A 24,469-nucleotide genomic window follows, 5' to 3' on the forward strand; every position below is an offset into this window, starting at 1 on the left:
GGTCTGCAGGTGTGGAGAATTAAAATCCTTTCAAAATTTAAAGCGGATGCAAGAAATTCTCAAACTGCTTTTAGCCAGCTTGCTGTGCCCTGATTTTCAAACCAATCTAAATAGGCAGGCTAGAGCTAGGCACACTCAGTCCCAGTTCATGCAAAGTAGGCCCGGCTCTTTCGATGAGGGCTCCCCCTAGACAAACATCCTCCTTATAGAAAACAATCGACTGGCGAGGAGTAATCGCCCGTTGGGGAGTAGAAAAGCGGACTTCAATTCTATCTTCCGTCACTTTTTCAATCACACATTCTTGATCGGCCTGGCGATAGCGAATTTTGGCGCGGCAAGTAAAGGGAGCTTTAGGCAGCTCTGGAGAGTGCCAGTGCAACTCTGTAGCCGTTAAAGTGTTTGCATAAAGGGCTGGATGGTTAGGGCCTTGATCGATCACCACTACATTCCGCTCAACATCTTTCCCCACAACAAACCAAGCCTCTCCTTGCCCTCCAATACCCAACCCTTTGCGCTGCCCAATAGTATAGTAGGCAACCCCATCATGTTGCCCGATCACATCCCCTTTAACGTTTTCAAAATTGCCTTTTTGAAAGGAAAGATATTGCCCTAGGAACTGCTTAAAATCTCTTTTTCCAATGAAGCAAATGCCCGTACTATCTTTTTTTTCTGAAGTAGAAAGCCTATGCCTTCTCGCAATTTCACGCACTTCGCTCTTAAGCAAGCCGCCAATAGGAAAAAGAGCTTTATGCAAAGCACGCTGAGAAATCGCGTACAAAAAATAGCTTTGGTCTTTCCCGGGATCCCGCCCCTTTAACAGTTGCGCCAGGCTACCAGAGAGAGCATTTTGACAATAGTGACCCGTCGCTAGAAAATCGGCCCCCAGCTGAAGCGCTTTATCCAGCAAGACTTTAAACTTGATCTCCCGGTTACATAAAATATCGGGATTAGGGGTATGTCCCAATTTAAGTTCTTCGATAAAATGGGAAAATACATTCTCCCAATACTCTTTCACAAAATTCACAGAGTAATAAGGAATTGAAATCTGGTCACATACTCTCACCACATCTTCAAAGTCTCGCGAAGCCGGACAAACCCCATTTTCATCTACCTCCTCCCAATTCTTCATAAACATGCCAATCACATTGTATCCTTGTTCCTTCAAAAGAAGCGCAGAGACGGAAGAATCCACTCCTCCTGACATGCCAACGACTACAGTTTTTTGAGAGGACATAGAAGTCACGCTGAAATTGAAGTTTTAAAATGCTTAATTAAATCGGTCGCTTCCCCTTCGGAGCGCGCGACCAACACGGCGCAACAAGTGTTGCCAAATACGTTCACCACTGAGCGACTCATGTCGAGTAAGCGCTCAACAGCTAGAATCATCCCAATGGCATCTGCCGGGAGCCCAAGAGTTTGCAAAATCATCAAGACTGAAATTAAGCTAGCAGAAGGAATTCCTGCCACTCCCAGAGACGTCAACAATGTCATGAAGACCACTAACAACTGTGTCACCAAGCTCAAATGGATTCCATAGACCTGGGCAGAAAAAAGAACGGCACAGCACACATATAAAGCAGATCCGGAAAGATTGACCGAGCTAGCTAAAGGGATGGTAAAGCTACAGATACGATTGGATACACCTGCGCGTTTTTCCACACAGTCGATAGTAATCGGCAAAGTTGCCGCCGTGGAACTGGTGGAAAAGGCTGTTAATAGAGCAGGAGCAATCGCGCGGAAATGCAAGAAAGGATTCACCCCTCCAATAAAGCGTAGCATAAGAGGCAGAATCATCAATCCATGAATCAATAATCCCAAAATGACCACTAAAAAGAATAAGCTCACAGGTTTTACAGCATCTAAGCCCGTACTTGCTACGACTTTAGCCACTAATCCAAACACCCCGATAGGTAATGCTTTCATCACCATTTGGGTCATTTTCATCATGATTTGGAAAACGCCTCTCCAAAACCCTTGCACAATTTTAGCCGCTTCCGGCTCAATTTTAGCGCTAAAAAATCCAAACAACAGGCTGAAAAAAATTAAACCCAACATTTGGCCTTGAGAGGCCACCGCTAAGATATTGGAAGGGATAATTTTAAATAGAATTTGCTCAATCGTAGTAAAAACATTTCCTTGAGTTTGCTGCTCTAAGGCCGCCAGGCGGGCTTTTTCAGCAACCGATACTAAAGCTGCAGGACTTTCTTGCAAGCTTCCGGGGTTGAAAGCCATCATCAATAGCCAACCTGTGACAATGGCTAGTAAGCTTGTCGCAATGAAATAGCCAAAGGTTTTAACACCTAATTTACCAAAAGAGCCTTCTGAACCTAATCGCGCTGTTCCGATGATAATAGAAGAGGCCACAAGAGGAACGACAACGAGGGTCAAGGCATTTAAAAAAAGCTGGCCAATTAAAGTAAATAATTGGAGGTAAGTCACTCCGAAAATTGCTCGCTCAGGACCTGTCACAAGTCCCGCAATCACAGCTAAAAAGATAGATCCAAAAACTTGAAGAAGGATATTGTTTTTCATAAGTTTAAGTAAATGAAGGTGTAAAGATTTATAACTAGAAAAATTATAAACGAAAAAAACTTTAAGGGGAAGAGTCTGATGAGTGCGAATATCGCAAAGAGTTATTTAATGACTAACCTCTAAAAAACCTAGCTCTTGAAATTCACCGATCAAGTATTCACAAGAACGCTGACTAAAATGGGGAAAAAAGAAAGCAAATTTTTTGCCATCGGCAATCCATTGGCAGCTTTCCTTATCGACTCGGTTTGATAAGAGGGGAATTTTTTGGAGAGAAGATGGCTTCAGAAAAACATACAGCCCATGGCGATGATTTTCTACGCCATAGGAGAGTGTGTCGATGCTTCCCATAGGGATCACTAAAGCGGGCTTTCCTCTTTGACTAAAATAAAGCGCATCTTGCTCAAGCCCCAACTCATTAGGAGTAGCCTCTAAAAGAGTTAATTTGCGATAAGGGAGCAGCCCCCAAGCTATTAAAGAAACTCCTACCAAAAATATCCACTCTCCCCATTTGCTCAGCTGACCAGGGGGCAAAAACAAACCCGCAAATAAAACCAAAGCCCCATTCATAGCAATTACAGTCCCTTCAAACAACAACTTTTTTTTGAAGGCCGTATCGATACTCGTGCGGATTTTGATCATAAAAATTTCCTTAAATAAGTAAGTTTTATGCAAGTTTGAGCATTGCATGAATTTCCCACAACAGATAAAATTATGATTCTCTAAGAAATAAAACTCAATAGGAGCATATAGCGCTATGAATTTTAAATCTTCTTTTACATTCTTTAAAAAAATTTTCTGCAGTCTGCTTTTAGCCGCTGTAACACCTGCTTTTTGCAACCCTATAGCAGGAGCAAAGCAAGAAACCCCTAAAATCGTGGCACTTGACTTTGTAGATGTCGCCAAAAAAGCTACCCCGGCTGTAGTCTCCATCCGAGTCAAAGCTGCGCCCTCATCCTTTTTTTTCCACCGATTTTTTGATCGGGAGGAACCTGATTTTTTTAGCGAAAGTTTTCGACATTTCTTTGGATTACCTAAACCAAATGAAAAAAAACCTTTTCAGGATCAAACCTGGCAAGCCTCAGGCTTTATTGTTTCAGATAATGGCTATATCCTAACCAATGAGCATGTGGTGGCAGACGCAAAAGAGATCACAGTCATGCTTGTGGATGGAAGGGAATTTCCTGCAAAAGTAATTGGCAAAGATAAAAATACTGACATTGCCGTCTTAAAAATTGATGCCGAGCATCTGCCTTATCTTAAACTTGCAAATTCAGACGAATTGCAACCCGGCCAATGGGCCATTGCCATTGGAAATCCCCTAGGGCTACAAGCTTCTTTAACTGTGGGGGTCATTAGCGCGACTGGCAGAGATAACTTAGACCTGGCGACAATAGAAGACTTCATTCAAACAGATGCGACGATCAATCAAGGTAACTCTGGTGGGCCTCTTTTAGATATGAAAGGGGAAGTGGTCGGCATTAATACGGCCATCGTCAACTATCAAAATGGCTATACGGGGATTGGCTTTGCCATTCCTAGCAATATCGCCCAAAATATTATGGATCAATTAATTTCCAACGGCTCTGCCACCCGAGGCTTTATAGGAGTTGCTCTGCAAAAAATTGACCAAAATTTAGCTCAATCCTTTGGTTTATCAAAAGTGGAGGGAGCTTTGATTTCTGAGGTGACTAAAGGCTCTCCTGCAGATAAAGCTGGATTGAGCCCAGGAGATATTGTTCTAAAGTATAATAATCACCCTGTGGCAAACATTGCAGCTTTGCATAAAGCTATCTTCTTGATGAAGCCTGGTTCTAAGCTAACTTTAACGGTGTTGAGAGAAGGCAAAATGCTCGCTATCCCGATTGAGGTAGCCAAATACCCTGAGCATCTTTCTCAATTGATTGCTGCTGATAACAAGCTTGGGCTGGAAGTTGAAAATCTCACCCCTGAATTTGCGCACAAAGTAGGGATTTCAGGATTGAAAGGTGGCCTTTTAGTGACACAGGTTCGCCCCGGCAGCCCTGCTTACAACGCGGGCATCCGTCCTGGAGCCATCCTGGTTGCTGTCAATCAACATCCAGTCACGACTATTGAAGAATTTCAGCAAAACCTAAAAGAGAGCGACCCTTCAAAACCTATTTTGTTCTTAATTAAACAAGGCGGTTTTACCCGTTTTGTCTCCATTAAAGTCAATTATTAAACAAAAAGGGGAGAGTATGTGTGTATACTCTCCCTTTGCTCACAGCCTACGCATACCCTTAGCGTCAAATCCACCCGAGTGGCAAAATGTATGAAAGTAATATAATAAAAATACAACTAAGGGTTTTGGAGAACTTGCGGGATGGAAGTCATTTAAGGCACGGCTAACGTCACCCACGCAAAAAATTTGCAAGCAGATTGTTCTGGTTGCCGAGGGAAAAGCTTTTAAATTCAAAACCTACTTGCCAGTTTTTCGGAACAAGCTTTTAACCATTTAGAAGCTCGCCTTTTGCTTAATGACCCAACGCGTGTAGAAAAGGGTGATAAACGCCCCTATCCATGTAATGGTAAAGGAGCTCCACCAAAGGCTTAATAAACCTAAATGTAATACTTGTGTCATCAAATAATAGATTAAGCATGGCAATATAATTTGTCTTAAACATCCCATAAAAAAAGGAAAAAACGGCTTTTTCATTCCTTGTAAGGCTGAAATATTGATTCCCAAAAGCATATATGCAGCTGACATCAGAGCTGCAATGCGAAGATAAGCCGATCCAATCTCAATCACTTTTTGATCTTCTGAGAAAATTTTATACAAGTATTGGGGAAACAAACTCATCAACAAACAGCCTACAACGATGATCATGGCTCCATATTTCACCGAAACATTCAACGTTTCTTTAATCCGATCGAAAAAACCTGCTCCATTATTTTGCCCGACAATCGATAAAGACGCCACGGTTAGCCCAATCGTTGGAAGTAAGGTAATTTGTTCAATCCGAATCCCGATTCCATAGGCAGCAACCGCCTCCTGGCCAAAGTCTTTAATGAAATAGGTCATGATGAAAATTCCCATCCCAATTGTCATCATGTTGAGAGCCGCGGGAAAGCTTTGCTCAGTAATGGCGTAAAAAATCTCCCGTTTAGGGATAAAATCTTTCCAGCAACAGATACGCAAATACCCGCTTCGAATCACTTCGAAGAGCACATAAAAAAAGCCGATCAGCATTGTCGCCACTGTCGCCACAGCAATTCCTTTCAGCCCCATGGCGGGCACTCCATATCCCCCGTATAAAAACCAAGGGTCAAGCACAGCATTAATAAAAGATCCTAATACGAGATAGTTGCGCAAGACTGTGGTATTTCCTCTAGCCAATAAGATGGAATTTGCCGCATAAAGTACGATAAAGAAAAATGAGCCGATAAAGATAATGTCCATATAAGCCACAGCCATTTCTAGATATTCCCCCTCAGCTCCCATCAACCTGAAAAGAGTGGAATCGATAGATAAGCCGATCACTAGTAGGAAAAAATAACAGATCACAGCAAAGCTTAGCACTTGCGCCGATACCCTCTCTGCTTGAACTTCGTTTTTAGATCCTAAAGCATTGGAAATTAAAGCTGCCGAGCCTGTCGAAAGGCCTTGCACAAAGGCTAGGATAATAAAAAAAACAGGAAAGCTTAAAGATAACGCTGCCAGAGCCTGGGTCGAAACCCATCCAGCAAAATAGGTATCCACTACATTAAACATGGTGTTAAAGAAAAAGCCTAACGCTGCCGGAATCGCAATTTTGCGCACCAACGAAGGCACTTCCCCTTTTGTCAAATCCATAAAATCATTCCCTATTGTCTAGCTAATATTAAAATCAGCTTAACGGTTGCCGCAATCGAGATCAACTTAAAATAAAAACTGTTTTTTCCTATCTCCTTAATAAGTTAAGACCCTTTTTCCCTGTTTTAAGGTAAGCTTAAATAGAAGTTCGGATTAATTCTAAAGTTTGCCTGTAGGTTAACATTGTGGGAGAGATGCTATTTAAGCTACATTCACAGCACTATTCTTTTCTTATTTGCTCTGTGTAGCTACAAATTTAGAAAAGTTTCTTACTCAGCCCCATATTCTCTAGATTATGAAGCTAAGATTTTCACAGGATTAAAATATTAATACATTTTTAATTATGAAACATGCAGGTTTGATGATAACCTGCAGAACGTGAGCTATAGCGGAAGCTCCACTTTTTCAAAGAAAGCTCGGTATCTAGATGCTGAAACCTGTCCACTTACGCCTATTTGAGAAGGAAGTTTCTACAGCTAAGAAACGCGGCAAAGACATAAATAAACTTAAAGAGATGATGAGGCTTTTAACCTTTGAAGAACCTCTGCCGCCAAAAGCCGTAATCATAAGCCGAAGGGCGATTATGTTGGCTAAGGGGAATGTCATATTGAGCCTGACGGGCTACTAGCCTACAAGAAGACAGGTACTCACATTATATTTGCTCGCACAGGTTCACATGCCGATTTATTCTAATTATACTCTCCATACCCCTTGATTCCCTATCTCTTTACAAAAATTCCATAAGAGAACGGAGACTAGTAAGTGCTTATTTTACTGGTTTTGATGGGTACGTTTTAGGTAACTCCCAGATAAGTTGTACAACGTGGTGCTAAGGGATTAAAGAGACCTTTGATCCTAAAGGTTGTTGTTTAACCCCTCCTTGTTCAAACGAGTGAAAAAGGCAGATTTCCTCTTTAGTTTTTGCTGGCCATGAAACCAAATTTTGCAGGCATGCAACTGTGGAAGCATCCAATACGATTGCTCGATAAGGCCTTTATGGATACACCCAAGCTAAAAAGTCTTTATAACATTGATCCAAATGCAGGCATTTTGAATTTCAGAATATAGCTAGCTAAAAAATGAGCTTTTAACCCTTTCTTTCAAAAAAGAAGGATATTCTCTCAAAAAATAACCTTAAGTGCTTAAAACCAAGCGCAACTAAAATCTCAATTAAATAATTTATTTAAATTATCTCTTTTTGTTGTATAATGGAGATAAAAGACGAGGAGAAGATGATGAACACCCTAGCCTCCCATATCGATTCCTACATCCATACTGCAAAAGTTTATGAGAAAGAAATTGGGGCGGAGGAAAGTAAACTCAATCACCTTCTTATTCAAATATTTAAGGATATTGAATCTCTTAACTCAAGCCAAACAGATAAAAGAGAATTGCATAGCCTGCTCAACAGAGCTCTTAGCAAGCTGAATACAGCAGACATGCAAAAACATAAGCGGCAGCTTTTTAGGCAAATTCAGGCAGCTTTTCACTTAGACTCCTCAAAGATAAAAGAAATGGATAATTTAAAGGATCCCGTGGATTCCTCGGATAAAAAAACACCCCTCTCCCCAGCAGTCTCAGGCGTTCAACAGCCTCGTATTCTTGCAGCTCAACCTCTTTCTTCTTACCTCTACGCAGGTAGAGAATCCCAACCAGGAGTCGCTCAACCTCATCCTCAACCTGCGAAAATACCCCCCCCCCTCGTTAGATAAAACTCAGGCAGGGTTTTACCCTAAACCTTGCCATTTCTTTTTAGAATCCAGCTTTCTTTCTTTATTATTTATCTCTCTTTTTGTAAGTTATCCTTCTTTGCTCAATTAAATTTTTTCTTGCAAACAAGGAGATGCTTAATTAGAGCTTTAACTCTATTACGAAGGAAAGCCGGGTGTGCGGAATTGCAGGAATCCATCAAATTAAACAAAATAGATATCGATCTCTCAATGCCCATCTGGAGGTGATGAATGTTTTACAACGGCATCGCGGGCCTGAAGGAGAAGGCATATGGAAACATCCTAAACAGTTCGTTGGTTTCGCCCATAGAAGGCTTAAAATTATCGACATAGAAATGGGCCTACAACCCATGAAAGACGTTTATGGAAACACGATATGCTACAATGGAGAAATTTATAATTATCTTGAGCTAAGAGCGGAACTTGCCGATTACCCCTTTAAAACTCATTCCGATACCGAAACCATCCTGGCCGCTTATCAAAAATGGGGAAAAGAATGTGTCAATCATTTGCGAGGAATGTTTGCTTTTGCCATTTGGGATGAAACCAATCAACGCCTATTTTGTGCCCGCGATCGTTTTGGCATAAAGCCTTTTTATTTTACAGAAGTCAACCAAACCTTATATTTTGCCTCAGAAGCAAAAGCTTTGCTACCTTTTCTTCCTTCTATTGAAACCAATTTAGAAGCCTTGCAAGACTATCTAGTGTTTCAGTTTACCCTGGGGACTAAAACCCTTTTTAAAAATATTTACGAACTACCTCCCGCTTATTCCCTGACAGTGGAAAATGGGAAACGGATGCTCTCTAAGTATTGGGAAGTTTATTATGACCTCGATTTTGACCACACTTCTAAGTATTTTGAAGAAAAGTTGAAAGACTTAATCGAAGATTCTGTCAAACTTCATGGCAGAAGTGACGTTCCGGTTGGCGTTTATATCAGCGGCGGGATCGATTCGGGGATCATTTCTGCTGTGGCAGCAAAATATTCTCAAGCAAACCTTTTGAAAGGCTTTAATGGAAAATTTGACATGGGTTCTGACTATGATGAGAGCCCATACGCCCGCTTGCTCGCCAAAGAAAATAACCTTGAATTGCATGAAGTGAGTCTCACCAGTGAAGACTTTTTACAAACTATCCATCAAGTCATTTATCACCTAGATTATCCGATCGCAGGCCCGGGCTCTTTTCCTCAATACCATGTTGCCAAGTTGGCCTCTCAACATTGCAAGGTAGTCTTAGGTGGCCAAGGTGGCGACGAAATTTTTGGTGGATACACCCGCTACTTAATTGCTTATTTTGAACAATGCCTTAAAGCTGCCATCAACGGAACTATAGATAACGGGAACTTTATCGTCACTTACGAATCGATTATTCCTAATCTCGTTTCTCTCAAAAATTACCAACCTCTTTTACAAGAATTTTGGAGGGAGGGTCTTTTTGAAGAAATGGGTAATCGTTATTTTAGGCTGATTAATCGAGCTCCTTCTTTACAAGATGAAATTCGATGGGAGTGTTTCACCTCCTATTCCCCCTTTAAAGAATTTCAAAATGTTTTCTACGGAGAAAATGTCTCTCACGAATCCTATTTTGACTCCATGACCCATTTTGATTTTAAAACGCTCCTCCGCGCCTTGCTCCACGTGGAAGATCGCATGAGCATGGCACACGGTATAGAATCCCGCGTCCCTTTTCTTGACCATCCTTTGATTGAATTTGCCGCCACTATCCCTTCGAATATTAAGTTTAAAGACGGAACCCTTAAAAAAGTTTTGATTAACGCCATGCAGCACGTTCTTCCTAAACCCATTCTTCAACGCAAAGATAAAATGGGCTTTCCTGTTCCTCTTAACCAATGGTTAAAAAAGGATTTAAAAGATTTTGCCTATGATACCTTCTCTAGCCAAGCTTCGCAAAATCGACCTTATGTCAATTCCGCTAACATTTTAAAAAATTTAGGCTCCGAAACTAAATTTGGCAGGAAGATGTGGGGATTGCTTTCTCTTGAACTTTGGCACAGGCTTTATCACGATCGAGCTTCCGAATTTAAAACAATGGCTCAAAAGGCAGAAGAAAATACGCAAATTTTTACCCATACTTTATAAATTTACTTTAAAAAGGAAAATCATACATGAAAGTTCTCATCACAGGGGGTGCTGGATTTATTGGATCTCACCTTACAGACCACTTGCTTAAAGCCGGGCATCAGGTTGCCGTCATCGATAATTATCAAACTGGACGTCGGGATAATTTGAAACCCCACCCCCATTTACAAGTTTTTGAAGGCACAATTGCCGACAAAAATTTTGTCTATTCGGTTTTTGAAAATTTTTCCCCAAATAAAGTGGTGCATGCAGCTGCGGCCTACAAAGATCCAGATAATTGGGAAGAAGATGCTCAAACAAACATCTTAGGAACAATTTATGTAACCCAAGCAGCTAAAAAAGCGGGCGTGAACCGATTTATTTATTTTCAAACAGCGCTATGCTATGGCTTAAAGCCTTTAGAACAACCTATTACACTTGACCACCCGATTTCCTCTAGAGGCAGCAGCTACGCTATTAGCAAAACGGCAGGGGAGCATTATCTTGAGCTTTCCGGTTTAGACTTTATCTCTTTTCGCTTAGCGAATGCTTATGGACCCCGCAATTTAAGTGGACCCTTGCCCACTTTTTTTCATCGTTTAACGACGAATAAAGCTTGTTTTGTGATGAACACCCGGCGAGATTTTATTTACATTGATGACCTTGTACAAGTCGTTCTTAAAGCGCTGGATGGGAAAGGGGAAAAAGGCTATTACCATATTTCCAGTGGCTCTGATTATTCCATTAAAGAACTATTTGACGAGACAGTAGCCGCACTTGGCATCACTCTTGGCCGAGAAGTAGAAATTAGGGAACGCAATCCTGACGATGTGTTTACCATCTTAATTGACCCAGCTAAAACGAATCAGGATTTTAATTGGAAAGTCACAACTCCTCTCCAGATTGGTGTGAAGGCTGCCGTTGAGTGGTATAAAGTCCATGGAATTACCCAAACTTTTACCCATCTTCGCTTAGAAGAGGCTAGCCGCAGATGAAAAACATTGAGCATGCCTTTAATCATCAAAAAGTTCTCATTGTAGGAGGGGCAGGATTCGTAGGAAGCAACTTAACACATGAACTTCTTTCCACTTCTCCACATGTAAAAGTGCATATTATAGATAATTTGTTATCTGCCGAAAGGGTGAATATTCCTTCAGATCCACGTGTCAGTTTTACAGAAGGCTCAATTGCCGATAAAGAGGTGGTAGAGAAGTTGCAAGATGAATATACCTATATTTTTCATCTTGCGACTTATCATGGCAATCAAAGCTCTATCCATAACCCCTTAGCCGATCATCAAAATAACACTCTCACTACGCTCATGCTTTTTGAGAAGATCAAAAACTTTAACTTTTTAAAAAAAGTCGTATATTCAGGGGCAGGATGCACAATTGCGGAAAAAACATTTGAAGAAACCCATGCCTCCAAAGAGATCGATCGGGTGAGCTTGGATATGGATAGTCCCTATTCTATCTCCAAAATTATTGGAGAATTTTATTCCAAATATTATGCAAAACAACATGGAAGCCCTATCGTAAGAGCACGTTTTCAAAATGTATATGGGCCGCGAGAAATTTTAGGAGCCGGTCAATGGCGCGGCACCCCCGCCACGATTTGGCGCAATGTCATCCCCTCTTTTATCTATCGTTCTTTAAAACAGGAAGCTTTACCCCTCGAAAACGAAGGAAAAGCCTCTCGCGATTTTATCTATGTTAAAGATATCGCGTTGGGTTTAATCCATTGCGCTCTTTACGGAACAGCAGGCGAAGCATATAATTTGGCAAGTGGCCATGAGATCACAATCTCCGCAGTAGCTGAAATGATTAACAAACTAACCGGTAATGAAACAGCTGTCCAATATTTGCCTAAAAGGCCTTGGGATAATTCAGGAAGAAGGTTTGGATGCCCAGAAAAATCCTTCAAAGAGTTAGGATTTAAAACCCAAACAACCTTTGAAGAAGGCATACGGTTAACATTGCAATGGACCCAAGCCCATTTAGATTTAATTGAAACCACTGTGGCAAAACATGCAGATAAAATGGGCTAACTTTTAGGCTAGAGCTGTACCGTTATGGGGATGACCAGAAAGAAACCGCGCCACAATTCCTCTCTTTTGGGCGGCTCCTCTCTTTTTCCTGTGAGAGGATTTTAATTTATTTCTTTCCCCTTTTAGTTTATACTAGGGTTTTATCTTTGATGATGTCTCTCAATACGTTAGGTTAAAAATATGTACGTAGTTATCCTACTTTACGCTCTTTTCGCAAGTGTCTTTACTATTTGCAAGATGGGCTTGCAATATGCGCAGCCTTTTTTCTTCGTAGGTACACGCATGCTGTGTGCCGGCACCCTAATGTTGAGCTATCAATATTTTCGCGCGCGCGATCAATTTTCAATCTCTAAAAAAGACCTTATCTTATTCGGGGCGCTGGGTTTTTTTAGCATTTATTTAACGAATATTTTAGAATTTTGGGGATTAAAGTATTTGACTTCCTTTAAAACCTGTTTTATCTATAGCCTCTCCCCTTTTGTATCGGCTCTTTTGTCCTACCTGCTGTTTGCTGAAAGAATGACAGGAAAAAAATGGCTAGGACTGCTTATCGGATTTACCGGTTTTATTCCCATTCTTCTAACCACTACTCAAGAGGAAGAATTAACAGGTCACTTTTTTATTTTATCTTGGGCTGAAATTGCCGTGATTGTTGCCGCTATTTCGAGCGTGTATGGCTGGATTTTGCTCAAACAGCTAGTCGCAGATCGGGGCTATTCCCCTCTGATGGCTAATGGGCTCAGTATGGTGATTGGCGGCTCTTTTGCCCTCCTCCACTCTTGGACCGTTGAAAGCTGGAACCCAGCTCCTTTTACGGAATTTCTCCCCTTCTTGGGATGCACCATTCTACTTATCATTGTTTCGAATTTGATTTGCTACAACTTATATGGATTGTTGCTTCGCAAATATTCTCCTACCTTTATGTCCTTCGCTGGATTTACCACCCCTTTCTTTACGGCATTATTTGGCTGGCTTTACCTAGGAGAAACCGTGTCTTTACCTTTCTTTGCCTCCGCAGGGATTGTTTTGGTTGGGCTTTTGGTTTTCTATTTGGAGGAGCTAAAAAAGCCTCTGGCGGTTCGATCAACCGAACCATCCGCTAAAATACTTTAGATGAGCAAAAAAGGGGTCTTTCTTCATAGAGTGCTGCCGCTTAAAATTTCAAAAATTGTCTCCTTTTTCTATATACTTTTAGTTCTGCAACTATTCATTTCCTCACTTTTAATTCCTTTATAAAAACTAAACCGCTAAAATCTTATTTAAGCAATCTAAGTACCCGATTTTAACCCTTAACAAAGATAAAAGCATTTATCCTCTCCCAAATTCTTCAAATAAGTAAAAATCTCTTGTATAAATTTCGAAATAATACTATAAAGCTGAGATATATCGGTATTGAGCGATCAGGGATTACGTCATGGCCTCTCCAAAAGTTGAAAGTGAGGGTTTCTTTCAGCTAGATCACGTTTTTTTTAATGAACAAGTTAATAAAGTGATTAGTCATGTAGAACCACAAATTGAAAAAATAATTAAAAGGCACATTTTATTTCACGCCTTTTTCTTATTTTCCATACTTGCTGAAATCACGCTTTTAATTTCTTTTTTTGCTTTTTTGATTAATTCCTCGTTTTTAGCTTTTAGTTTAGCTTTTATTTTCTTGACTGTTTTTACCTATTTTATTTTAAAACTCTATTTTCAAACAAAAAAACGGGAACAGCTCACTGATGCTAAAGACCGTTATTTGAAAGCATGCAAAAAGTTTTTCAACTATAAAGAAGGCGTTCCAGAGCATCATGTTTCTGTAGCCAATGCCTGTTGTAAATTTGCCGCCAAACTTGAGGGCAAAGAATATACCCTTTATCGCCCCCCTTCTTTTTTAAATTCCCTTGCTTCCTCATTCGAGCGATTAAGTTGCCAGCTTCATTGGGAAGATATTCATCGGGTGAAAGAATTGCTTCTAAACACTTCGGTAGAAGAATACCTACGCTTAGTTCGGTTTGAACCTACTAATCTAGAAGTTCATGCAGCTTTGGCAAACGCCTATGTTATGTTATCGGGATTGTACGCTCAATCAAAAGAAACAGAGGGAGCCACAGAAGACCGTTGGATTCCCCCTCAAAAAAGTAGCGAAGTTTTTGCTCATCAGTTTCGTAAAACAGCTGAAAGGGCCATCGAAGAATTTAAAATCCTCAATGATTATGCGCCCAACGATCCTTGGATCCATGCTCAGCTAGCATATAGTTATCACGATTTAAGAATGCCTGAGGAAGAGATACGGGAATATGAGGCCATTTTGAAGCTTTGTCCTCACGATCTAGACACTTTATTTAAACTTGGAGCCCTTTACTTTCAACAAGGTGCCAATGCCCAAGGTTTGCGCGTCTATGAACAATTGAAAAAATCCCATTACAAAAAAGCCGATTATTTACTTGAGCATTACGGTTCTTACCATAAATCTCTGGTTTCTTTTTAAAAAAATATTTGATTTTTTTATTCTATATTCTCATTGTCAAATTTAAGGATAGGCCCTCCCCACCAAGCCTCTTAGGGGTCTTATCCTCTACCGTTTTTCATCGCATTCACTATTTCATAGCTCTCTAGCTATTTAAAACTTTTACTAAAGGTGGAACGATTTATGTTTTGTACAAATTGTGGAGCTCTCCTCGAGGATAACAGTCGATTTTGTCCTGCCTGTGGTAAAAAAGCAGATTGGCAAAACCCTATCCAGCCCCCTCCCCTTCCAAAAAAAAGTTTTAGCTGGAAAAAAGGGGTCCTTATTTTAGCATGTCTTGCTCTTCTTTTTTATGCTTTCTTATATGAGGCTTCTAAGGAATTAACAGAGACAGTGGAAAAGCAACTAGAAGCTTTAAGAACCCATCAAGTCACAGAAGCTTATTATAGCTTTACTTCTAAAGAATTCCAAAACACCATAGGCTTAGAAAAATTTCGTGAGTTCATTCAGCATTACCCTTCTTTTTATGAAAATAAAACGGTCAATTTTTATGAATCCACTTTTGGCAACAACCTCCTAACTTTAAAAGGAGTGTTGATTTCGCAAGACAACCGACAATTGAACGTGGAGTATCAGCTCGTTGACGAAGAGGGGACATGGAAAATATTAAGTATCAAGATTCTAGAATCTCCCCCCGCGAATGCCCCTTCAGAACAAAACGATCATTCGCAGCTACCCTACTAAGCTGATCGATTAACCTTTTTAAAGCATCAAACTTGTATAAGGCTTATATGCGAATCATTTTTAATCGCTTTTAACTTAAATGGCAGGCTGCTTCTAGGAAAGTAGCCTACCATTCTTATTGAAATCCCTCTAACCCTCCAGGCACAGAACCTAAGTTGCGGTGAGTAAACCTTTTTGCTTGTTGTCCATCAAGTCATTCAGTAAAATAGCCTAAAAATTGGTTAAGCGGCATGGATGAGGCACAAATACACGCGACAGAAATCGTTAAAAAGCTTGTTAAAGCAGGATATATTGCCTATTTTGCAGGAGGATGGGTGCGTGATTATTTGATGGGCCATCCCTCGGCAGATATTGATATTGCCACGAATGCTCCTCCGGAAAAGATTTTGGATTTGTTTCCCCATACTCTGCTAGTGGGGCTTGCCTTTGGAGTCGTCATTGTCCTAATTGAAGGTCATCAGTTTGAAGTTTCCACCTTTAGGCAAGATTTTGACTATGAAGATGGGCGTAAACCTTCAAAAATTCAATTATCTACTCCTCAAGAAGACGCCCAAAGACGCGATTTTACCATCAATGGGTTGTTTTACGACCCTCTAGAAGAGACTATTTTTGATTATGTGCATGGAGTGGCAGACTTGCAAAAAGGAATTATTAGAACGATTGGAAACCCTCAAGAACGTTTTTTTGAGGACCGCTTGCGCATGGTGCGCGCCATTCGTTTTGCTTCCCGTTTTGGCTTTACCATTGATGTGGAGACACAAGAAGCCATTATCGAAAACGCTCCCACTCTTTTTCCCTCTGTAGCGATGGAAAGGATTTGGCAAGAATTTTGTAAAATGAGCCACTCCCCCTCTTTTGATCATGCTTTAATAGAGCTTCATCGCCTTCAACTCCTGCCAGAAATTTTTCCTATCCTAGCGAAAACCCATTTAAACGATATTAAACAACGCGTCAAAAATTTCCCCTTCTACCCGCGTGAGACACCGACTGTTCTCTATCTCGTTCAATTATTTGCTGAGCATCCCTTATCCACTCTTTTAGATATTTTCAAAGGGTTAAAAACTAGTAACCGAGATTGCCATCTGATTGAAGTTTATTTAAAAGGGCAAACATTGCTAGGTAGTAAAAATGTGAGCGAACGATTGGTGGAATGGGCTCACTACTACGCTTTGCCTGAAGCTCAAATTTGCCTTGAGGTGTTGACAGCAAATGGATCCACTCTAGAGGAGCGGAGCAATCTTGCAAGCTTTCACGCACATCAAAAAGAAAAACTTCGCAAGCATATTGAAAGAATTCGAGATAAAAACCCCCTTGTCTCGTCTACTTTTTTAAGGGAACAAGGGATTATGCCCAGCAAACAAATGGGCCTTCTTTTAAAACAAGCGGAGGAAATTGCCATTTTGAATAACTTGGAAAATCCTCAGGACGTGTTACTTCTACTTAAACAATCCTCTACATGGCCAGTATGATGACAAATATTCGAAGGCTCTCTAGTTTGCATAATCCTCTCGTCAAACACCTAGTGAAAGTTCGCCAAAATAGTGACTATAGACAAGAACATCAAAGTGTGGTGGTGGAAGGAAACATTGTGATTGCGGAGGTCGCTCAAACACACCTAGTTAAAAGACTTTTAACAGCGGATTTGAGCCTCATTCCTTCTTCCATTTGCGCGGAAGAAATCTTTTTAGTTGATCAGTCCATCTTGGATAAGGTCTCTGGAATGCACCGCTCCCCAGGAATTTTAGCTGAAATCAAAATGCCTTCTCCCTCGCCTTTAAAAAACATTCGCTCCCTTCTGGTTCTCAATCAAATTAACGATCCGGGAAATTTGGGTACCTTGATTAGAAGCGCTTTAGCATTCGGATGGGAAGGAATTTTTATCGTGAACCAAAGTTGTGATATTTTTAATGAAAAGGCGATCCGCTCTGCTCGAGGAGCAACTTTTCGCCTCCCCTATAGAAAGGGGGATCTACAAGCACTTGAAGAAGTGCTTATCCAAAATCGCCTCTCTCCTTGGGTTGCCGATGTTTCCGGCACTCCTATGCACGAGGTTTCCCCTCCCAAAAAAGTAGCACTCGTTCTAAGCAACGAAGCCCGAGGCGCCTCATCTCTTGATTCCCCTTTATTTTCTCAGAATATTACCATTCCGATGTCTGGCAAAATGGAGTCTTTAAATGTGGCTATAGCAGGCGCCATTCTTCTCTACTATTTAAAAAAATAAAGCACCTAAGTTTTAAAGAGGTCTAATCTAGACCCTTCGAAAATGGAGGGTTCTTTCAGTTTAAATAGCACGCAAGCATTCTGTGCGGTTTGTCGACGAAAAGTATCTATAGAAATGTCTTTTACATCTGCAAGGATTTGGGCCGTTTCTGCTAAGTAAGCCGGCTCGTTAGGCCGCCCACGTTTGCTTTGGGGAGCTAGGTAAGGGGAATCTGTCTCAATCAATAATTGCTCTAACGGCACCATTTTGGCAACTTGCCGAAGATCTTCACTTTTTTTAAAGGTTGCAATCCCACTCAACGATAAATACCATCCCCTTTCTACCACCTCTTTGGCTTCCGTGAGAGTACCTGTGAAGCAATGCAAAACCCCTGGTCCATGTTTTCCACCCTCTATATATTCTTCATCAAGGATGCTAAAAAAGTCCTTAAAAGCCTCGCGACAATGAATCACAACGGGCAAATGCGTTTGACGAGCTAGCTGTAAATACTTTCGCAAATAATATTTTTGAGCTTCAGCAGAAGAGCGATAGTAATGATAATCTAAGCCTGTTTCTCCGATAGCCACTAGATGGCCTGCCATAGCATGCTGCTCGACGATGGGAAAAAAAGTTTCTCCTTCCTCTTCCACATCGTGAGGAGGCGTTGAGGCAGCGGTATATACCCAAGCATACCGTTTAGCTAATAAAATCCCTTGCTCAAGCGAGGCAGAGTCTGTACAAATGTTAATCAATTTTTTAACGCCAGCTTCTGAAGCTCTAGATAAAACATCATCTACCATAGACACCATTGCTGGACTGGTCAAATGGGCGTGAGAATCAAAGTAATAGCTCTCGTTAGAAATGGGGCTCAGCAAAAGAATCTCCTTTAAAAGAGGCCAATTTTTTTATTCCCCCTTCCATAGCATTTAAGTGTTCAATCACAATATCAGGGGTCAATACCTGCGGCAGGATAGTGGGAGATTCTTTCGCAGCTCCGTATAAGAGATAGAGAGGGACCCCGTTTCGGCCATACTGTCGCAATACTTTGGTAATCTCTTCGTCATTACTTGTCCAATCTGCAATCATCTTGACAACCCCCAGCTCCTGAAATTTGCTTTCCACTTTTTCCGTCGAAAGAACGAGGTGATTGGTTTGGCAAATTAAACACCATTTTGCAGTAAAATCGATAAACACAGGCACGCCTTGTTTCTGTAATTCCGCAACCCTTTCGGCTGAGAACGTTTCCCATCCTCCTTTTTCAGCGGAAGAGGCAATAGATTCGCGCGGCAAGTTCGCAGATAGGGAAAGGATATAACATCCCGTCATCAAACAAATTAAAGTAAACATCCCGCTTAAAAAACGGGTGCTTTTGGAATAGATAAACGTACCCCAGCGTCCATGTACCCAAAACCCCACCGTGATGAGCAAGAAAGCAAAAAGCACCATTAAAAGTGCCAAGCTGCTTGTTTGAGCAGAATAAACCCATAGCAACCATAACACGGTTGCCATCATCATAAATCCCATTAATTCTTTGAATGTCACCATCCAATTCCCTGGTTTTGGTAAAAAGGCCAGCAGGCGAGGGTAACAAGACAGTAGAAGATAAGGAAAAGCCATTCCTAAACCTAAGCATGTAAACACCAAAAGAGCATGTAACGGGGGAAGGGTGACGGCAAAACCAATAGCTGAACCTAAAAACGGGCCTGTGCAGGGGGTCGCCACGGCAGTGGCCAAGACTCCACTAAAAAATGAGGCACTCAGCCCCTCTTTTTTCGCACGTGGATTTGCTTGTGCTTGCCCTGCGAGAGAAGCAAAGAGCGTTCCAAATTCAAAGATTCCAAACAAGCTCAATGCAAAAATCATTAAACCTGTCGCTAATATCACTACAAAGACAGGTTCTTGCAGCTGGAACCCCCAGCCGACAGATTTTCCATATATTTGCAAAACTAACATCGCAATCGCTAAGGCCCAAAAGGAAACCAAAACCCCCAGGGTAAACAGAACGCCATGTTTCAATACTAACAGGCGACTTTGCCCCGACATTTTAACAAAGCTTAAAACTTTGAAAGAGATCACAGGAAGAACGCATGGCATCAGGTTTAAAATCATTCCACCCACAAAAGCAAACACTAAGGCTAATCCCCATCCCCCTTCAAATTCAGCAGCTGGAAGGGCTAATCCCGCATGGGATTGGTCGGCATGTACAACCGCTTTTTTTAGGTCTTGAGGATCCACAAATCCAATCAAAGCTTTTTCATCCTCATGAATAGGGAGATCGATCTTTAACGCCACCGATGCAGGGTCCCCAGCATCATGCCATAATAAAACCCCTTTTAAACGATCGCTCGCAGCAGCCCCTTCAGCCATCGCGATTAAATACTCGCCTGCTGAATTACGTGGGGTAGTGACGATAGGCTCTTTTTTAAGGTCTACTAATTCTGCTGTTTCTGGAAAAAAGGTAGGTTTAGGGAAAGGGAGGTGATCGACTCCAGATAAGTGTAACACAATTAAACCATCTTTTCTTACAGCCCGAATCTCTTGATAGCTTGCGGGTAATTTTCCTAGGGCAGCAGCGATCATGTCTTTGGAGTTTTTATCTTGAGAATTCGGAGAAGCAGGCAACGTTAAAATCGCCTCTGTTTCTCCGGGGATACAGCTTGCCTCAGAACAAACAAGCCAACGGATGGCGGCTTTTAACTCTATATTTTCCCCAGCAAAATCTTTGGTAGGGGTCATCTTTGTCAAAAGTAAAACATCCCCTTTATACCCCAATCCCACGACTGAATTTAAATGAAATTTTTGGGGAACAGCCCATTCGGTTTCCCCTGCCTGGATATTGGGGGGAAGGCTCCAATCAATCGAAGTTGCAAAACCCGCATCTCCCGGATTTTTCCAGTACGAATGGCAGCCCTCTTGGTGCTGCAAGCGAATGCCCACCCAAAAAGGAACTTCCGCTTGAAGAGAGGTTTGATCGCAGATAAGCTGAACTTGGATAGGTAAGGCTTGTGAAAACTCATTGCTGTAGAGAAAGGATCCTGGAATTACAAAGCATAAGCACCATAAAAATAAAATTCGGCTTTTATTTTTTATGTGGTTCACAAACGTGGAATAAAGCATCCCACACCTCCCTTATTATCCGACCACTTTTCCTTACCGACACCTATCATGGGGTCATAACTTTTTTCCCAGCTGTTAAGCATCTTGACAAATACTTAGCTAATCGATTATTAAACCCTTCTATTTTATCTCTGTTTATTATCCGCAATGAGACGGGATAAGAAATCTTCAGTTGTGTTTTCAATTAGGAAAACATTAAGTATAAAGGATCTCCAAATGTTTGTAAAGAAAATATTATCCCATAGTAATCCTTTTTTTAACGCTTTTATTAATTCGGATACTCTAGGAAAAGGCATTTTTATCGCCTTAATTTTGCTCTCAATTGTCAGTTGGATTATCATTCTCTTTAAAGTTTTGCAAGCGAGAACGGCAGAATCCTCAGCCTCTAGTTTTTCTCAACTTTTTCAGGAGCACAAATATAATCCCCTAAATATTGAATATAGGGGAGCTTTGGAAAATCCCTTTTATGCGTTATATCGCACAATGAAAAAATATGCAGTGGAAATTTTAAACAAAAACCGGCGATTCGCCCCTCAGGAAAGTGCCACTTCCTATCTTTCTAAAGCAGACCTGGCTTTCATCGAAAACCATGTTTTTTCAGAAGTGACTCAGCAAATTAAACACTTAGAAAAAAACCTTTTTCTTCTTTCTACGATTGTAAGCTTAGCCCCTTTTCTAGGATTATTAGGAACAGTGTGGGGAATTTTAATGACCTTTTCTGAACTTCACGGAAGTTCAGGCAGCGCTCATCAAATGGTGCTGGGAGGACTTTCCATGGCTCTTGCTACCACAGTGTTAGGTTTAATCGATGCTATTCCAGCTCTAGTTGGATATAACTATTTAAAAAATCGTTTGCACGATTTCGAAATGCAGCTGGAAAATTTTGCTAATGAAATTCTTGCCTCTGTTGAGATGCAATACCGTCGAGTTGATACGCAGTAAGAGAACGAATATGGAAAATTTCCGAAAAAGACACGCCAAACCAACCATTGAAGAACCCGTCATCAATTTAACGCCCCTGATTGACGTAGTTTTTGTTATTTTAATTATGTTTATCATTATAGCCCCCCTGATGGAAATGGAACAAATTGAGCTTGCACATGCTTCTCATGCTTCCAAAGAGGTCTCATCTGTTCAAACTAATAGCCCCATTCATATCCATGTCACAAAAGATAATGCAATTTTTTTAAACAAGCAGTTAGTTTCTTTAACTGATCTGCCTGCACTGCTTCTTCGGCAGAAACAACTTTTTCCAGAGGCATTGCCTCAGTTATTCCACGACCAAACAGCTTACTTTGGAACTTACCAAAAGGTAAAAAACGCGGCAGAAGAAGCAGGTTTTGCCAAAATGGACGTGATTCTCAACCCCTCTTAAGTGTTTTTATGCCTCCTGTATCCTCATCACTCAGAAAGCCTTTTTGCTTAATTACCGCGGCGGTGGTATTTTTTCACCTTGTGGCCCTGGCGTTGGCTTATTATGGGTTTGGTTCTCCAGCTCTTCAATTGGTGGCTCCTAAGCGCATGACTATCCACACGATCTCTTTGGCTCCTCAATCCCGTGCAAATGTGATTCAAATTTCTAACCCCTCTATGCGAAAAGAAGCTGCAAACTCTTCACCTCCCCCACCCATACCGGCTCCTTCGAAACAGAAAGAAAAGCCTGCAACTAACGGCTTAAAAGAAGTTGAAGTCTCAACAAAAAACAATGACAAGCCCGTGGTTGAAGCCCCCAAAAAATCCACCTCTAAACCATCAGAAAGCCAACCTCTTGCTCCTCCTCAAAAAAATTCAACTGTTCCTGCCAAAAAACCCAAAACTTTTTCCGCTTCCGAGGCCTCCCCCTCAAATGAAACATCTGACCTTACAATTAAGAAAAAAGAGGAGCTTTTGTCTATAGCTAGAGAAAATATTGCAAAAATTCAGCCAAAAAATGATAAACTTAAGGCAATCTCGGAAATGCCTACTCCAACATTTTCGCTAGGCAAAATCGAAAGTTTAAATATTGACCAATTAGATCATGAACACCCAGGTATGCAAGTTTCTATTGAAGCCCAATACCGCGAAGAGCTAGCTTATTTCCTAAAAAAACATCTGCATTTGATTGAGCCTGGAGATGTAAAACTCAGATTAACCTTAAATCGCTTGGGAGAAGTTGTTCAATTGACAATCGTATATGCAGAAAGCCGTCTAAATAGAGAGTTAATTGAAAAGTCTCTTCCAAATTTAAAATTTCCAAGTTGGCAAGAACGCTTTCCTACCCAGCAAACATACACTTGTTCCATGACTTTAAGTCATGAGGCCTTACCCTTTTAACCATGAGAACCGACATGTCTCCAAACAAAATGCTTTTTTCTCTTCTCTTTATGTGCCTCTTAATCTCTCAAATCGCTTTTGCCCTTGAAGAAGGAAACAATTTTATTGTTCGCCTGAATACAGAAGATCAACTTGTTCCCCTTTATGTAGCCCCCCCTCATTTAGAGCAACCTTCTTTAGATGCCGCCTACATCAAAAAACTTGCTTCTGTTTTAATTTTTGATTTGAATCACAGTGGAATGAGTTATGTGTGCTCTTCTGAAAAGAGATGGGATGCTTTAACTAAAGCTTCTTTTCCATTTACCGAAGAACAATGGAAAACAGTCCCTTTTTATGCGGTTGTTAAGCTCTTTTTAAATCAGCACCGACTCTCAGGAGAAGTCGCCATTAAAGAATCTCGCGTTGTCAAGCGCTTTGAGGGAGTGATCCTTACCGGCAATTTGAACGATGACCGTAGAGTGATACACCAAATTGCAGATTCGCTCTATCAAGAGCTTTTTCATCAACCCGGGATTGCAACTTCACGTATCCTTTATACGGTTAAAACTCCCGATTATTCCACTCACGAGAAAAAATGGACTTCAGAAATTTGGGAAGCCGATTACGATGGTTACAATCCTAGAAAGCTGACCACCCATAAAACGCATGGATATTGCGTTACCCCCAGCTATATTCCTGCTAAGCCAGGATTTTCAAGTGGCAATATGATTTATACTTCCTATAAAAACGGACAGCCAAAAATTTACCTTGCTCAAGTAAATGAAGGGGTAGGGCGCCGCCTAAACTACTTGCGAGGCAATCAACTGATGCCTAGGGTTTCCCCCCAACGAAACCAGATCGCTTTTATTTGTGATGCCGGAGGAAATCCCGACCTGTTTATCCAATCTTTATCCCTTGAAAAAGGAACAGAGGGAAAACCCCGCCAAATTTTTTCATGTGGCCAATCTGTGCAGGGAACCCCCACCTTTAGTCCTAATGGTAAACAAATCGCTTTTGTTTCTAATAAAGACGGTTCTCCCCGGATTTACATACTCGATATTCCCGGGGAAAATGTGCTTTTAAAAGATATAAAGCCTAAGTTGCTGACAAAATATTCCCGAGAAAGTACAGCTCCCGCGTGGTCCCCCGATGGAACAAAAATTGCCTATTCTTCCTTAACGCAAGGCACCCGGCAAATTTGGATTTACGATTTACGCAAACAGGAGGAAAAGCAAGTTACCTTTGGAAGTGGAAATAAAGAAAATCCCTCTTGGTCCCCTAATAGTAAAATGCTGATTTACAATTGTACAGACAGCAATTCTAACTACCTTTATTTAGTTGGCCTGCAAAATTCCAAACCAACTAAAGTGGGAGCAGGGGAAGGAGAAAAGCATTATCCTTTCTGGGGAGGATAAGTTTTTTAGGGTGTGGAGTATTTTCTCTTGAAAAAAACCCCTTTATTCTGC

At 41.1% G+C, this 24,469-nt stretch carries 21 protein-coding genes; 15 read left to right on the forward strand and 6 right to left on the reverse strand.

Annotation, left to right across the window (positions count from 1 at the left end):
- Positions 1-106 precede the first annotated feature (106 nt).
- From mnmA to PARA125_RS01770, 3 genes are all read right to left on the reverse strand, one after another.
- A complete protein-coding gene (gene mnmA, locus PARA125_RS01760) occupies positions 107-1,234 on the reverse strand; it encodes a tRNA 2-thiouridine(34) synthase MnmA (protein ID WP_213157007.1) in 1,128 nt (375 codons plus the stop codon).
- A gap of 5 nt (positions 1,235-1,239) precedes the next feature.
- On the reverse strand, positions 1,240-2,532 hold the full coding sequence (locus PARA125_RS01765) for a dicarboxylate/amino acid:cation symporter (RefSeq protein WP_213157008.1): 1,293 nt from the start codon (positions 2,530-2,532) through the stop codon (positions 1,240-1,242).
- Between the two features lie 105 nt (positions 2,533-2,637).
- Positions 2,638-3,171 (reverse strand): hypothetical protein, encoded by a 534-nt coding sequence (locus PARA125_RS01770; protein ID WP_249274117.1) that lies wholly within the window; start codon positions 3,169-3,171, stop codon positions 2,638-2,640.
- Positions 3,172-3,286: 115 nt separating this feature from the next.
- Between PARA125_RS01770 and PARA125_RS01775 the strand changes: the two genes are divergently transcribed.
- The gene (locus PARA125_RS01775) at positions 3,287-4,732 is read left to right on the forward strand and encodes a DegQ family serine endoprotease (protein ID WP_213157009.1); all 1,446 of its coding nucleotides are present in this window, start codon (positions 3,287-3,289) and stop codon (positions 4,730-4,732) included.
- Between the two features lie 273 nt (positions 4,733-5,005).
- Here PARA125_RS01775 and PARA125_RS01780 read toward each other — a convergent pair whose 3' ends face one another.
- On the reverse strand, positions 5,006-6,343 hold the full coding sequence (locus tag PARA125_RS01780; protein WP_213157010.1) for an MATE family efflux transporter: 1,338 nt from the start codon (positions 6,341-6,343) through the stop codon (positions 5,006-5,008).
- A gap of 606 nt (positions 6,344-6,949) precedes the next feature.
- Between PARA125_RS01780 and PARA125_RS10060 the strand changes: the two genes are divergently transcribed.
- The 10 genes from PARA125_RS10060 (at position 6,950) to PARA125_RS01830 (ending at position 17,615) form a co-directional block, all read left to right on the forward strand.
- Positions 6,950-7,036, forward strand: a complete 87-nt coding sequence (locus tag PARA125_RS10060) for a type II toxin-antitoxin system RelE/ParE family toxin (RefSeq protein WP_213157500.1) — start codon at positions 6,950-6,952, stop codon at positions 7,034-7,036.
- Positions 7,037-7,575: 539 nt separating this feature from the next.
- Complete coding sequence (locus tag PARA125_RS01790) at positions 7,576-8,055, forward strand: hypothetical protein (protein ID WP_249274118.1); 480 nt, start codon at positions 7,576-7,578, stop codon at positions 8,053-8,055.
- Positions 8,056-8,228: 173 nt separating this feature from the next.
- Complete coding sequence (gene asnB, locus PARA125_RS01795; protein ID WP_213157011.1) at positions 8,229-10,175, forward strand: asparagine synthase (glutamine-hydrolyzing); 1,947 nt, start codon at positions 8,229-8,231, stop codon at positions 10,173-10,175.
- A 26-nt stretch (positions 10,176-10,201) separates the two neighbouring features.
- Positions 10,202-11,149 (forward strand): NAD-dependent epimerase/dehydratase family protein, encoded by a 948-nt coding sequence (locus PARA125_RS01800; protein WP_213157012.1) that lies wholly within the window; start codon positions 10,202-10,204, stop codon positions 11,147-11,149.
- Entirely contained in the window at positions 11,146-12,201 is a 1,056-nt protein-coding gene (locus PARA125_RS01805) for an NAD-dependent epimerase/dehydratase family protein (RefSeq protein WP_213157013.1), read from the forward strand. Before PARA125_RS01800 ends, PARA125_RS01805 begins: the two co-directional genes overlap by 4 nt.
- 180 nt (positions 12,202-12,381) lie before the next feature.
- A complete protein-coding gene (locus tag PARA125_RS01810; protein ID WP_213157014.1) occupies positions 12,382-13,314 on the forward strand; it encodes a DMT family transporter in 933 nt (310 codons plus the stop codon).
- Between the two features lie 301 nt (positions 13,315-13,615).
- Positions 13,616-14,671, forward strand: a complete 1,056-nt coding sequence (locus PARA125_RS01815; protein WP_213157015.1) for a tetratricopeptide repeat protein — start codon at positions 13,616-13,618, stop codon at positions 14,669-14,671.
- Between the two features lie 162 nt (positions 14,672-14,833).
- Positions 14,834-15,394, forward strand: coding sequence for a DUF4864 domain-containing protein (locus PARA125_RS01820; protein WP_249274119.1), 561 nt, complete (start codon positions 14,834-14,836; stop codon positions 15,392-15,394).
- A 230-nt stretch (positions 15,395-15,624) separates the two neighbouring features.
- A complete protein-coding gene (locus PARA125_RS01825) occupies positions 15,625-16,863 on the forward strand; it encodes a CCA tRNA nucleotidyltransferase (protein ID WP_213157016.1) in 1,239 nt (412 codons plus the stop codon).
- Complete coding sequence (locus tag PARA125_RS01830; protein ID WP_249274120.1) at positions 16,860-17,615, forward strand: TrmH family RNA methyltransferase; 756 nt, start codon at positions 16,860-16,862, stop codon at positions 17,613-17,615. Before PARA125_RS01825 ends, PARA125_RS01830 begins: the two co-directional genes overlap by 4 nt.
- Positions 17,616-17,620: 5 nt before the next feature.
- Here the strand turns inward: PARA125_RS01830 and PARA125_RS01835 are convergent, their stop codons facing one another.
- A complete protein-coding gene (locus PARA125_RS01835) occupies positions 17,621-18,469 on the reverse strand; it encodes a TatD family hydrolase (RefSeq protein ID WP_249274121.1) in 849 nt (282 codons plus the stop codon).
- On the reverse strand, positions 18,450-20,711 hold the full coding sequence (locus PARA125_RS01840; RefSeq protein WP_213157018.1) for a protein-disulfide reductase DsbD family protein: 2,262 nt from the start codon (positions 20,709-20,711) through the stop codon (positions 18,450-18,452). The genes PARA125_RS01835 and PARA125_RS01840 overlap by 20 nt, the downstream gene beginning before the upstream one ends.
- Positions 20,712-20,927: 216 nt before the next feature.
- Here PARA125_RS01840 and PARA125_RS01845 point away from each other — a divergent pair, with 216 nt between their 5' ends.
- From PARA125_RS01845 to tolB, 4 genes are read left to right on the forward strand one after another with little or no spacing between them, the layout of a single operon-like run.
- On the forward strand, positions 20,928-21,653 hold the full coding sequence (locus PARA125_RS01845; protein WP_213157019.1) for a MotA/TolQ/ExbB proton channel family protein: 726 nt from the start codon (positions 20,928-20,930) through the stop codon (positions 21,651-21,653).
- A 10-nt stretch (positions 21,654-21,663) separates the two neighbouring features.
- Entirely contained in the window at positions 21,664-22,086 is a 423-nt protein-coding gene (locus PARA125_RS01850; RefSeq protein ID WP_213157020.1) for an ExbD/TolR family protein, read from the forward strand.
- 8 nt (positions 22,087-22,094) lie between these two features.
- Positions 22,095-23,024 (forward strand): hypothetical protein, encoded by a 930-nt coding sequence (locus PARA125_RS01855; protein WP_249274122.1) that lies wholly within the window; start codon positions 22,095-22,097, stop codon positions 23,022-23,024.
- 14 nt (positions 23,025-23,038) lie between these two features.
- Complete coding sequence (gene tolB / locus PARA125_RS01860; protein WP_213157021.1) at positions 23,039-24,418, forward strand: Tol-Pal system protein TolB; 1,380 nt, start codon at positions 23,039-23,041, stop codon at positions 24,416-24,418.
- The last annotated feature ends 51 nt before the right edge of the window (positions 24,419-24,469 follow it).

It is taken from the genome of Parachlamydia sp. AcF125 (genome assembly GCF_018342475.1).
GTDB lineage: Bacteria > Chlamydiota > Chlamydiia > Chlamydiales > Parachlamydiaceae > Parachlamydia.